The following is an 11801-nucleotide window of genomic DNA, read 5'->3' as shown; positions in this document are numbered from 1 at the left end:
AGATCGACGCAGGCCGTCTGCGCGACGATCTGGCGCTGTTCCTGAACGTCTTTCCGATCCAGTGCCGCCCCCTGCGCGACCGCCCCGACGATATTCCGGCGCTGGCCGATCATCTGCTGAGACTGGCCTGTAAGCGGATGAACCGTCCCTGCCCGGTGATCCCGACCCGCGCGATGACGCGGCTGCTGGCCTATGACTGGCCGGGCAATGTGCGCGAACTGGGCAATGTCATCGAGCGCGCGGTGATCCTGTCGACGGGGCACAGCAAGCTGGTTCTGGACATGGGCGACGAGGCGCTGGCCCGCCCGACGGTCGGGCGCGCCGTCCTGACCGATGCCGAGGTTCAGGCCATTGCCCGGGCGAACCTGCTGAACGCGATGCGCGAGGCTGGCGGCAAGGTCTCGGGCGCGGGGGGGGCGGCGGGTCTGCTGGGCGTGCCCGCCACCACGCTCTATTCCCGGCTGGCCAAGCTGGGCCTGCATGAGGCGGAATGGGCGGGCCCTGCCAATCCACGGTCCTAGCGGCCCGGCCAGTGCCCCTGCGGGCCGCTAGGACCGGCGGTCCCGGGGCCCGATGCGGGTTGATCGGGGTGGCCCATGCGCGTCAGGGGGGGCGGCCGAAAGGGGGGCGCTGCCCCGACCGTCGCTGCGCGCCGGTCCCCCCGGGATATTTGTGCCAAGATGAAAGGCGGGTGGAGCCCGGCAGCGGTCATGAAAAAGGCGCGCCAGAGGGGGGCGCGCCGGACTTGTTAAGAGAGCCGGGCCGGAAAGGCCCGGCAATGGCCCGCGGATTACATCGCGGGCATCACCGTCAGGTCGCGGATCTGGCCCTCGACCCCGGTGATTGCGCCGGCGGCGGTTGCGGCGCCGGTGTCGAGATCGACGGAATGGATCACGTTGTTGGCGATCAGCCAGGCCATGTTGCTGCCTTCGGCATCGGTCTGCACGTCGAAGGCCATCGGCTCGGTCGCGCCCTCGACATTCAGCATGCCGATGGTGGCCAGGGTGCCGTCATTCGGCGCCGTCTGCTGCAACAGCGCGCCGAGGCCGCCGTCGATATTGTACATCGCGGTCGCCTCGGGCGTGCCATAGCTGTTGATATAGGCGGCGGCGGCGATCATCGGGGCGGCTTCGGCATTCTCATCCTCGGGCACCCAGTTCAGGCTGCCGTCGACGGTGACTTCGCCGGTATCGACGTTCACCCGGTGGTTGGTGGTGCCGGTCATCAGGCGCAGCCGGTCGGCCATCGGGTTGAAATCGACGATCACGGCGGTGTCGCCCAACTCCAGCGCGGTGTCCATGGTCGACAGGTCGGTGGCGGCGCCGGTGGCGGGATCGATGGTGACGATGCGCATGTCGTCGGTCACGCCGACCAGCGTGTTGTCGGCGGGGCGCAGGTCGATGCCCAGCAGGCGGTCCACGCCCTCGACATCCATCGTGCCGGTGACCTCCAGCGTTTCGGTGTCGAACATGACCAAGGTGCGGTCGTCGGTCAGGCCGACGCCGGTGGCGGCAGCGGCGGCAGCGACCGAGAGGGCCAGGGCAGAAGTCGAGAAGGCGGCAATGCGAAACATGGAAGTTCCTTTCCGTTGGCGTCTGCAATGGGTGGCGTCCGTGCCACCCTTGCCCCGATGACGCAGCATCGCCGGGAACGGATGCAAAGAATTTTCGGGACACGCGCAGTTGTGGCCCGGCAGGCCCGGCAAAGGTTGCAACCCCCTGTGCTTGGCATCAGGATGGGGGCTGGATACGGGGGGATGACGTGACCGAACAGCCAAGACAGCGCGGCCTGATGCTGGAACAGGCGCTGGATGCCTGCGCCAAGGGTCACCCCGAGGGGATCGACGCGATCCTCGAGCAGGAGGGCGCGCAGTTGCTGGGCGTCGCCCGGCGCATTCTGGGCCGTCACGATCTGGCCGAAGAGGCGCTGCAGGATGCGATGGTGCTGATCTGGCGCAAGGCCCCCCAGCAGAACCGCGGCGAGGGGTCGGCGCGCGGCTGGATTTATGCCGTGCTGCGCAACCGCTGTCTGACGCTGCTGCGCGACGGCAAGCGGCTGGCCAGCCTGTCCCCCGAGGATCTGACCCGCATGCAGGAGGCGCGGCAGGATCTGCTGCCCGATGACGGCTGGAAGCTGTTGGCGGGGACCGGGCGGCTTGGCGAATGTCTGGACGCGCTGGACGATCCAAGCCGCCGGGCGATCCTGCTGGCCCATGTCGCGGGATACAGCCACGGAGAGATCTCGGCCCGGCAGGGGGTGCCGCTTGGCACCGCGAAATCATGGATCCGGCGCGGTCTGGCATCCTTGCGGGAGTGTCTGTCATGACGGCGATGCAGGACGATCTGACCGGCTATGCCGACGACCATGCCCTTGGCCTGCTGACGCCCGCCGAGGCAGAACTGTTCGAGGCGCTGATGGCCGCCGATCCGGCACTGGCCGCCCATGTGGGGCGGCTGCGCGATCAGCTGCTGCCGCTGGATCTGAGCGCGGCGCCGGTCGCCCTGCCCCAGGGGTTTGCGGCCCGGCTGCGCGCGCATCTGGCGACGGTGACGCAGGATGCGGCGCCGGTGGCTGCAGGCGCGCTGTCGGGTGATCCGACCGTCGTTCCGGTGGCCGCCAATATCAGCGCGGCCCCGCGTCGCTGGCTGGCGGGGCTGGCGGCGGCGCTGGTTCTGGGGATCGCGCTTGGCTTTGGCGGGGCATTGCAGCGCCCTGCCCCGGCGCCGCAGGTGGTGGCCGTTCTGCTGGACGATCAGGGCCGTGCCCGCGCCGTGATCGAGGATTTCGGCGACGAGACGGCGCAGATCCGGTTCGTGTCCGATATCGAGGTGCCGCCGGGCTTTTCCATCCAGGCCTGGACCCTGCCCTCGGCCGAGATGGGGCCGCGCTCGCTTGGGGTTCTGGACGGACCAAGAGCCTCGCGGCTGGCCGGTCCCGATCTGCCCGCCCCCGCCGATGCCCAGCTGTACGAGATCACGCTGGAACCGTTGGGCGGATCGCCCACCGGGCGCCCGACCGGGCCGATCATCGCCAAGGGGCTGGCGGCGGCGCAGGGGATTTAGGCAAAGCCGTTCTGCAGGCCGCGTGAAAATCCCCGATTTGCGTCGGAACACGGGGGCGTGACGGGCGTTCGGGGAACGCGAAGGCCGAGGTTGCAGTTGATTGTCAACTCAATCAAAGGCTATTCATGACCAATCTGTATCAGCCAGTTGACGTTTTCCCGACACCCCGACCCGGGCGGACCTTGGGGCGGGTGTTCGATCTTGACCGAGGCAGCTATTCATGACCGACCTTTACGATCCCCCGATGACCGGCAGCGATGCCGCGCGCCCAATGCTGATCTGCGATGTTGCCGTGATCGGCGCGGGCACGGCGGGCATTGCCGCCGAACGCGCGGCGCGCAAGCAGGGCGCGCGGACGGTGCTGATCGATCCCGAATTTCGCGGGACGATGTGTGCCAATACCGGCTGCATGCCCTCAAAGCTGCTGATCGCGGCATCGCGTTCGGCCCATGATGCGCGGCGCGCGCCGGTCTTTGGCATCCTGCCGGGCGTGCTGACCATCGACGGCGCCGCGGTGATGGACCGTCTGCGTCAGGAACGCGACCGCTTTGTCGCCTTCACCCGCGAAAGTTTCGACGACCTGCCCGAGGGCACGGCCATCCGGGGATGGGCAAAGTTCGTGGCGCCGGGGGTTCTGGAACTGCAGACCGGCCAGCGGATCCGGGCACGCAGCATCGTCATCGCCACCGGCGCGACGGCGCAGATCCCGCCGCCGTTTAAGGATCTGGGGCCGCGCGTGCTGACCAACGAGACGCTGTTCGACCTGCCCGATCTGCCGGCCAGTCTGGCGGTGATCGGCGGCGGTCCGATCGGTCTGGAACTGGCGCAGGCCATGGGCAGGCTGGGGGTCGTCGTGACCCTGTTCGACCGCGAGACGCGGCTTGGCAAGGCGGGCAGCGACCCGGTGCATGACGCGCTGCACCGGGCCATGTCGCGCGACATGACCCTGTGTCTGGGGGTCGACACGACCGCAAGGCCCGACCCGGGCGGCATCCGCATCGACTGGACCGGGGCCGAGACCGGACATGGCGTCTTTACCCATGTGCTGGTCGCGACGGGCCGCGCGCCCGCGCTTGACGGGCTTGATCTGGCGGCCTCGGGGCTGGATCTGGACGATCACGGCACCCCCGTCTTCGACCGCGACACCATGCAGTGCGAATCGAGCCAGCGCGACACGACGCCGGTCTTCATCGCCGGTGATGCGGATGCCGATGCGCCGCTGCTGCACGAAGCCTCGACCGAGGGGGCGATTGCGGGCCATAACGCCGCGATCTATCCCCGCTCTCGTGCCGGTCGCCGCAGCAGTCCCTTTACGCTGACCTTCACCGATCCGCCGCTGGCACAGGTCGGGGCGGCGCCGGGGCCGGACACGATCACCGGCTATAGCGATTATTCCGATCAGGGCCGCGCCCGGGCCGAGGCGCGGGCCGAGGGCGTGATGGTGCTTTATGCCGATCCCCAGGGCCGCCTGACCGGCGCCGAGATGTGCTGCCCCGGCGCCGAGCATCTGTCCCATCTGCTGGTCTGGGCCGTCCAATCGCGGGCGCTGGCGGCGGATATTCTGGCCTTGCCCTTTTACCATCCCACGCTGGAAGAGGGGATCAAGGCCGCCCTGCGCCAGATCTGCGAACAGCTGGGAGTTCCGGCGACGGGGTCGGCCTTGGTGCAGGGATCGGCGCCGGTCTCGGTCCGGGCCTCGAACGGGTCATCGCGGGGTCGGCCTCCTCTTGCGTAAGATGGGAAAGATGCGGCCATGAGCGAACGGATCCACGATCTGGGGAACGGCTTCTGGTCGATCCGGGGCGATCTGCGGATCGGCGGCGTTCTGAACGTCGGCACGCAGGCCGCGCTGGTGCGTCTGGCCTCGGGCGGGTTCGTAATGCTGGACAGCTATCCCCTGCGGGGCGCGGTGCGCGAACAGGTGATGGTGCTGACCGATCAGGGGCGCGACATGCGCGCGGTCCTGAACCTGCATCCGTTCCACACCCTGCATTGTGCCGCCACCGCACAGGATTTCCCGCAGGCGCCGCTGTTCGGATCGCATCGCCACCGGCTGCGGCATCCCGGCCTGAACTGGCGCCCCGAGCCGGTCGAAAGCCCCGAGGTGGCCGCGATGTTCGCCGCCGACCTGACCTTTTCCCTGCCGCGCGGCATCGATTATGTCAGCCGAGACGAACGTGTGCATGCTGGATCGCTGCTGGCCTGGCATCCGGCCAGCCGCACGCTGCATGTCGATGACACGATCAACCTGATGCCGGTGCCGCGCCTGCTGCGGCCTCTGGTCCGCAACCCGCGCGTCTTCCTGCACCCGACCTTGCCACGGGCTTTGCTGCCGCAGGCGGGGGCGGTGCGCGATTTCCGCGACTGGCTGCATGGGCTGGCGGCACTGACCCGTGATCTGCGCTGGCTCTGCGCGGCCCATTCGGGTCTGCGGGACTTTGCGCCGGGCCAGTTCGGCCCCGAATTGCTGGCCGCCTTTCGCCGGATCGAAGACCGGCTGGCCCGCGCCGAGGCCCGCCGGTCCTGAGGTCGCGGGCCCTGAGGTCTTGTCCGGTTTGGGGGCCGGACGGGCGGGGGTTGCCCTTGCCGCCGCCATCCTCCAAACATCGGGCAGGCCATCCGAGGGGGGAACGGGCGTGACGATGGACTGGATTGCCGCCGATTGGGGCACGACGCACCTGCGCCTCTGGGCCATGTCCGGGCGCCGCGCGGTTCAGGCGCGGAGCTCGGATCAGGGCATGGGCCGTCTGTCGCCCGATCAGTTCGCCGATGCGCTGGCGCAGGCGACCGAAGGCTGGCCCGCCGTCCCGGTCATCGCCTGCGGCATGGTCGGCGCCCGGCAGGGCTGGGTCGAGGCGCCCTATGTCGCGGTCCCCTGCCCCGCCACCCCGCAGCTGATCGCGGTGCCCGGCGATCCGGGCGGGCGCCCGGTGCGGATCGTGGCGGGCCTGTGCCAGTCCGACCCCGCCGATGTGATGCGCGGCGAGGAAACCCAGATCGCAGGCCTTTTGTCCCTGTCGCCCGATTTCGACGGCATCGCCTGCCTGCCCGGCACGCATACCAAATGGGCCCGCATCTCGGCGGGCGAGATCTGCAATTTCAAAAGCTTCATGACCGGCGAATTCTTCGCCCTGATCGCCGGTCAGTCGGTGCTGCGCCATTCGGTCGGCGATGGTGTCGCCCCCGCCGACCGTGACGCGTTTCAAACCGCCCTGTCCGAGGCGATGGCCCGGCCCGAACGCGGCTATGGCGGGCTGTTCCAGCTGCGCGCCGAATCGCTGCTGGCGGGGCTGGACCCGGCTGTTGCGCGGTCGCGTCTGTCGGGCACGCTGATCGGGTGGGAACTGGCCGCCGCGCGTCCCTGGTGGCTGGGCTGTCAGGTGACGATCATCGGCGCCCCGGCCTTGTCGGCGCTTTATGCCGATGCGCTGGCCCTGCAGGGCGTTCCCGCCGCCCGCATGTCGGTCGAGGATGCGACGCTGGCGGGACTGCACGCCGCCTATCGCCATTTTCGCAGCCCGTCCTGATCCCCAGACCCGTTCTGACCTCAAGGAGCCGAAGAAACCCATGTCGAGACCCCTGATTGCCATTCTGCGCGGTCTGACCCCGCGCGAAGCCCCCGCCATTGCCGACGCCCTGATCGCCGCCGGGATCACCCGGCTGGAGGTGCCGCTGAATTCCCCCGATCCGCTGGACAGCATCGCTTTGCTGGTGCGCGACTTCGGCGATCGGGCGCTGATCGGGGCGGGCACGGTGCTGACGCCCGGGCAGGTTCGCGCGGTCGCCGATGCGGGCGGGCGCATGGTCTTGTCGCCCAATTGCGATGCGGATGTGATCCGCGCCACCGTCGCGGCCGGGATGGCCAGCTTTCCCGGAGTCATGACCCCGTCCGAGGCGTTCGTGGCGCTGGCCGCGGGCGCCACCGGGCTGAAGCTGTTTCCGGGCGAGCTGATCGGACCCGCTGGCCTGCGCGCGATGCGGGCGGTTCTGCCGCAGGGCACCGATTGCTGGGCGGTGGGCGGGGTGTCCGCCGACACGATGGCGGATTGGCGGCAGGCCGGGGTGGCTGGTTTCGGCATCGGGTCGGCGCTCTATCGTCCCGGCGACGATGCGGCGGCGGTGACCGCCAAGGCCCGCGCGCTGGTTGCGGCATGGGATGGGGGAACGGCATGATCTTTGACGACACCGCCTGCGAGCTGGGCGAGGGTGCGCTGTGGCATTCCGACCGCAATGCACTGATCTGGTTCGATATCCTGAAAAAGAGGATGTATCTGAAACCGCTGGACGGCGCCCGGCAGCACTGGAATTTCGACGACCACGTCTCGGCTGCCGGAATCGTGGATCGCGATCATGTGCTGGTCGCCTCGGCCCGGGCGCTGTCGCTGGTCGATCTGAATGACGGTTCGCGCCAGCTGCTGGTGCCGCTGGAGGCCGACAGCCCCCTGACCCGATCCAATGACGGGCGGGCCGATCCGCAGGGCGGGTTCTGGATCGGCACGATGGGGCTGCAGGCCGAGCCGGGCGCCGGGTCGATCTGGCGGTTTTACAAGGGCACATTGCGGCGCCTGTATGACGGCATCACCATCACCAATGCGATCTGCTTTGGCCCGGGCGGCGATCTGGCGCATTTCGCCGATACCGATCAGGGCAAGATCTGGCGCGTGGCGCTGGACGGCGATGGCTGGCCCGCAGGCGATTCGCAGGTGTTTCTGGATCTGGCGGCCGAGGGGCTGAACCCCGATGGCGCGGTGATCGATGCGCAAGGCGGTCTGTGGTCGGCGCAATGGGGGGCGTCGCGGGTGGCGCGCTATGACCGTCAGGGCCGGTTCGACCGGGCCATCGACCTGCCCGCCCGGCATGTGACCTGCCCGGCCTTTGGCGGGGCGGATCTGGGCACGCTGTTTGCAACATCGGCCCTGCAGGGGCTGGACGATCCGCGCGCGGCGGATGGCTGCACCTTTGCCCTGCCCGCAGGCGCCACGGGCCAGCAAGAACATCGGGTGCTGCTGGCCTGAGCCGTCATGGCCGGGGCAAGGAAAAACCGGGCGCCTTTGCGGGCGCCCGTTTTTTTTTGTCACAAAATCAGCTGCCCGCCGCTTTCCGGCGAGGCTTGCGGGCCTTGGGTGCCGGGGCAGGCTTTTCCGACGGGGCGGCGCCCAGTTCGTTCTGGCCCAGCATTTCGCTGGCGCTGTCCGGATCGGATGCGCTTTCCGCGGGGGTGCTTTCTGCCGCGGCGCTGCTGTCGGTGGCAGAGCCGCCGGTGGCGGGGCCGAACAATTCAGCCTCGGCGCGCGCCCAGTGGTCGGCCTCGTGACCCTCGGGGCGGCCTTCGGTTTCCCAGATTTCATGCGCGCGGGCGCGGATCGCGTCGTTGCGGTCGTTGGGCGTGGTGTGGTCGTCCATCATGGTCTCCTCCTCAGTAATCTTTAGGGTGGTGCCGGGCGCGCGCCGGACGGGGCCGCGCCCGTTAGGGTCGTCAGGCCGCGCGGATCAGCGCCGTGACGCTTTGCCAGCCGATGGGCAGCGTGCCCGACACGGCCTCGTCACAGGCGACATCGTCGCGGGCTGTGTCGATGCGCAGGGTCCAGTCGCCCTCGGGCAGCACGAATTCTCCGTCATCGCCCGCATTGATGACGATCAGAACCTCGGTCCCGCCTTCGGGCTGCAACTGCAGGCCAAGGGCGCGCAGTTCGCCTTCGGACCAGTCGTCGTCCTGCATGCGGTCGCCGCGCGGATGCAGCCACAGGCAGACAGGCTGGCCCGGCTGCGCCTCTTCCGGGGAATGGGCAAAGCGGGTGCGGGCCAGTCCGGTTTCAGTGCGGAACGCCGTCAGCGCCGCCACCGCGTCGCAGATATCGGGGCGCGCGCCGTCCCAGTCCAGCCAGCTGATCGCATTGTCCTGGCAATAGGCGTTGTTGTTGCCGTTCTGGGAATTGCCCATCTCGTCCCCGGCCAGAATCATCGGCACGCCTTGCGACAGGAACATCGTGGCCAGCATGCCCCGGACCCGGCGCAGGCGGGCGGTGTCGATGCCCGCATCGTCCGACGGCCCCTCGGCCCCCAGATTGTCCGAGATGTTGTGATCGTGGCCGTCACGGCCATCCTCGCCATTCGCATCATTGTGCTTGTCGTTATAGCTGACCGTGTCCCACAGCGTGAACCCGTCATGGGCCGCGACGAAATTGACGCTGGAGGTCGCGGGCCGGTGGCTGTGGTTGAACTGCACCGGCGATCCCGACAGGCGTTCGCAGATCGCCCCCAGCATCCCCGGATCGCGGCGCCAGAAGGCGCGTGTATCGTCGCGGAACTTGTCGTTCCATTCGCGGAAGGGCCAGCGATAGCCGCCGACCTGATAGCCGCCATCGCCGATATCCCACGGCTCGGCGATCAGCTTGACGCCGGACAGGATCGGATCCTGACGGATGGCATTGAAAAAGCTGCCGTCGCGTTCGAAGCCCTCGGTTTCGCGGCCCAAGGTCGAAGCAAGGTCGAAGCGGAAGCCGTCCACATGCATGACCTGCACCCAATAGCGCAGCGAATCCATGACCATGCGCAGCACCATCGGATGCGCCACGTTCAGCGTGTTGCCGGTGCCGGTGGTGTCGAAGCTGTGCCGCTTGTCATCGGCCAGCAGGTAATAGCTGGCATTGTCGATGCCCCGGAAGGACAGGGTCTGGCCCAGCTCGTTGCCTTCACAGGTGTGGTTGAAGACGACATCCAGGATCACCTCGATCCCGGCCTTGTGGAACCGGCGGATCGCCTCTTTGACTTCGCGGATCTGGCCGGTCTTCAGATAGGGCGCATGGGGCGCAAAGAAGGACAGCGTCGAGTAACCCCAGTAATTCGACAGATCCTTTTCGACCAGATAGCGGTCATTGGCAAAAGCATGGATCGGCAACAGCTCGATCGTGGTGACGCCGATCTTTTGCAGATGGCTGATCACCGGTTCGGTCCCCAGACCCCGGAAGGTGCCGCGCAGATCGTCGGGCACGTCGGGATGCTGCTGGGTCAGGCCTTTGACATGGGCCTCGTAGATGACCGTATCGGCCCAGGGGGTGCGCAGCGCGCGTTCGGTGTCCCAGTCAAAGCGGCTGTCCACCACCACGCCCTTGGGCATGAAGGGCGCGCTGTCGCGGGTGTCAAAGGACAGATCATCCTCGCCGATCGTATAGCCGTGCAGCGCGTCGTCCCAGATGATCTCTCCGCGCAATTCGCGGGCATAGGGGTCCAGCAACAGCTTGTTGGCGTTGAAGCGATGGCCGTTCTCGGGTTCGTAGGGACCATGGACGCGGTATCCATAGACCTGACCGGGCATGATGTCGGGCAGATAGCCGAACCAGATCCCCCCTTCCATGTCGGGCAGGGTCAGGCGGTGCAGTTCTTCCTTGCCGTCATCGTCGAACAGGCACAGCTCGACCTTGGTGGCATGGTCGGAAAACAGCGCGAAATTCGTCCCATCGCCCAGGAATTCGGCCCCCAGAATATCGGACCGGCCTTGGCTGGCATCAAAGGCAGGGGAACGGGTTTGGTCACGCATGAAGTCCTCGACGGTTGAAGGGGGCGGGCGGAGTGACCGACCGCCTGATATGGGCATGGGCCGCACGGCGGTCCAGCATCTGTTGGGTAATCAAAACGGTGCCCAAGGGGGTGCGGGTGAACCAGCGGGCATCGTCCGCCGGATCCTCGCCCGTGACCAGACCTTGGGGGATCTGCGCGCCGGGGGCAACCAGCGTCTGTTGCAGGCGGGCTGTTGACGGCACCATTGCGCCGGTCAGGGCGACGCTGCCGCGCCCCAGATACCAGTCGGTGAGGGGCGTCGCAAAGGGCAAGGGCACGGGTGCGTCATGGATGAAATCCAGATGCGCGCGGCGCAGCGCGTCCAGCGTGCCGACATCGCGCCAATAGGCCCGCCCCGAGGCGCCGGGCGGCAGGCGCCAGACCGCCGCCTGCCCTTGGGCAACGGCAGCCGGGATCACGTCATGGCCGAAATCCATCGCCGGAACCTCGCGGTCGAACAGCGCCGCGCGCAGCCAGTCGCGATCAAAGATATAGATGCCCATCGACACCAGCGACCGATCGGGATGGCCGATCATCGCGGCCGGGTCGGCGGGCTTTTCGCAAAAGGACAGGATCCGCCCCTGCGCATCCGCCTGCATCACGCCGAACTCTGATGCCTCGGCCCGCGACACGGTATCGACCGCCACCGTGACCGCCGCGCCCGAGGCGCGATGGGCGGTCAGCAGGGCGGCGTAATCCATGTCATAGATATGATCGGCGGCCAGAACCAGCACCTGATCGCCGCCCATTGCCTGCAGATCCGGCCAGCAGCGGCGGGCGGCGTCGGCGGTTCCCAGATACAGATCGCGCCCGTCGCGAAGTTGCAGACCTTTCGGTTCGAACCGCTGGCCCCACCGGGTCGGCAGGTGATGGTGCAGGCTGCGGGGCGCGTATTGCGTGGCCACCAGCAGGCGCTGCAACCCCGACCGCACACAGTTCTGCATCGCAAAATCCACGATCCGGTTGGCGCCGGCGAACGGCACGGCGGGCTTGCTGTCTCGCGCGGTCAGATCGCCAAGGCGCGTCCCCTTGCCCCCGGCCAGCAGGATGGCGGCCAGATCAAGCGGTGCGGGCGCAGGATCAGCGGCGTGACGGACCGCCGTCAGGACCGACGTGCCGGGCGACAGGGGGGGTGGGATGGACATGTGCGGGCTCCTCGGCTGCAAAGGCGGGCCGCGTGAG

The 11801-nt window shown here is 68.2% G+C and carries 12 protein-coding genes; 8 read left to right on the top strand and 4 right to left on the bottom strand.

Features of this window, described 5'->3' with window-relative positions:
* A partial coding sequence (locus EG885_RS22780) for an AAA-type ATPase lid domain-containing protein (RefSeq protein ID WP_479724682.1) occupies positions 1-521 on the top strand: 521 nt, incomplete at its 5' end.
* A gap of 269 nt (positions 522-790) precedes the next feature.
* On the opposite strand, the gene EG885_RS15550 is transcribed toward EG885_RS22780, so the two are convergent.
* Positions 791-1573 carry a DUF4394 domain-containing protein gene (locus EG885_RS15550; RefSeq protein ID WP_131576242.1) on the bottom strand — a complete coding sequence of 261 codons (783 nt, stop codon included), beginning with the start codon at positions 1571-1573 and terminating at the stop codon, positions 791-793.
* A 188-nt stretch (positions 1574-1761) separates the two neighbouring features.
* Here EG885_RS15550 and EG885_RS15545 point away from each other — a divergent pair, with 188 nt between their 5' ends.
* The 7 genes from EG885_RS15545 (at position 1762) to EG885_RS15515 (ending at position 8077) form a co-directional block, all read left to right on the top strand.
* Positions 1762-2325: a sigma-70 family RNA polymerase sigma factor gene (locus EG885_RS15545; RefSeq protein WP_242679694.1), complete on the top strand. Its 564-nt coding sequence runs from the start codon at positions 1762-1764 to the stop codon at positions 2323-2325.
* The gene (locus tag EG885_RS15540) at positions 2322-3062 is read left to right on the top strand and encodes an anti-sigma factor (RefSeq protein ID WP_165571164.1); all 741 of its coding nucleotides are present in this window, start codon (positions 2322-2324) and stop codon (positions 3060-3062) included. The genes EG885_RS15545 and EG885_RS15540 overlap by 4 nt, the downstream gene beginning before the upstream one ends.
* A 220-nt stretch (positions 3063-3282) precedes the next feature.
* Complete coding sequence (locus EG885_RS15535) at positions 3283-4797, top strand: dihydrolipoyl dehydrogenase (protein ID WP_242679693.1); 1515 nt, start codon at positions 3283-3285, stop codon at positions 4795-4797.
* A gap of 18 nt (positions 4798-4815) precedes the next feature.
* Positions 4816-5589, top strand: coding sequence for a hypothetical protein (locus tag EG885_RS15530; RefSeq protein ID WP_131576238.1), 774 nt, complete (start codon positions 4816-4818; stop codon positions 5587-5589).
* A 109-nt stretch (positions 5590-5698) separates the two neighbouring features.
* A complete protein-coding gene (locus EG885_RS15525; protein ID WP_379106587.1) occupies positions 5699-6589 on the top strand; it encodes a 2-dehydro-3-deoxygalactonokinase in 891 nt (296 codons plus the stop codon).
* Between the two features lie 40 nt (positions 6590-6629).
* Entirely contained in the window at positions 6630-7235 is a 606-nt protein-coding gene (locus EG885_RS15520) for a 2-dehydro-3-deoxy-6-phosphogalactonate aldolase (protein ID WP_131576234.1), read from the top strand.
* A complete protein-coding gene (locus tag EG885_RS15515) occupies positions 7232-8077 on the top strand; it encodes an SMP-30/gluconolactonase/LRE family protein (RefSeq protein ID WP_131576232.1) in 846 nt (281 codons plus the stop codon). The genes EG885_RS15520 and EG885_RS15515 overlap by 4 nt, the downstream gene beginning before the upstream one ends.
* Positions 8078-8144: 67 nt before the next feature.
* Here the strand turns inward: EG885_RS15515 and EG885_RS15510 are convergent, their stop codons facing one another.
* From EG885_RS15510 to EG885_RS15500, 3 genes are all read right to left on the bottom strand, one after another.
* A complete protein-coding gene (locus EG885_RS15510) occupies positions 8145-8468 on the bottom strand; it encodes a DUF2934 domain-containing protein (RefSeq protein ID WP_131576230.1) in 324 nt (107 codons plus the stop codon).
* A gap of 70 nt (positions 8469-8538) precedes the next feature.
* On the bottom strand, positions 8539-10599 hold the full coding sequence (gene glgX / locus EG885_RS15505; protein ID WP_131576228.1) for a glycogen debranching protein GlgX: 2061 nt from the start codon (positions 10597-10599) through the stop codon (positions 8539-8541).
* On the bottom strand, positions 10592-11764 hold the full coding sequence (locus tag EG885_RS15500; protein WP_131576226.1) for a sugar phosphate nucleotidyltransferase: 1173 nt from the start codon (positions 11762-11764) through the stop codon (positions 10592-10594). The genes glgX and EG885_RS15500 overlap by 8 nt, the downstream gene beginning before the upstream one ends.
* Positions 11765-11801: the final 37 nt, after the last annotated feature.

This window comes from Paracoccus nototheniae, from assembly GCF_004335005.1.
Classification (GTDB): Bacteria; Pseudomonadota; Alphaproteobacteria; order Rhodobacterales; family Rhodobacteraceae; genus Paracoccus; species Paracoccus nototheniae.
This window is presented reverse-complemented; position numbering and strand designations above follow the sequence as displayed.

Coding starts and splice junctions, on each gene's coding strand:
- EG885_RS15550 (WP_131576242.1), bottom strand. CDS start 1,573: ATGTTTCGCATTGCCGCCTTCTCGACTTCTGCCCTGGCCCTCTCGGTC.
- EG885_RS15540 (WP_165571164.1), top strand. CDS start 2,322: ATGACGGCGATGCAGGACGATCTGACCGGCTATGCCGACGACCATGCC.
- EG885_RS15535 (WP_242679693.1), top strand. CDS start 3,283: ATGACCGACCTTTACGATCCCCCGATGACCGGCAGCGATGCCGCGCGC.
- EG885_RS15530 (WP_131576238.1), top strand. CDS start 4,816: ATGAGCGAACGGATCCACGATCTGGGGAACGGCTTCTGGTCGATCCGG.
- EG885_RS15520 (WP_131576234.1), top strand. CDS start 6,630: ATGTCGAGACCCCTGATTGCCATTCTGCGCGGTCTGACCCCGCGCGAA.
- EG885_RS15515 (WP_131576232.1), top strand. CDS start 7,232: ATGATCTTTGACGACACCGCCTGCGAGCTGGGCGAGGGTGCGCTGTGG.
- EG885_RS15510 (WP_131576230.1), bottom strand. CDS start 8,468: ATGATGGACGACCACACCACGCCCAACGACCGCAACGACGCGATCCGC.
- glgX (WP_131576228.1), bottom strand. CDS start 10,599: ATGCGTGACCAAACCCGTTCCCCTGCCTTTGATGCCAGCCAAGGCCGG.
- EG885_RS15500 (WP_131576226.1), bottom strand. CDS start 11,764: ATGTCCATCCCACCCCCCCTGTCGCCCGGCACGTCGGTCCTGACGGCG.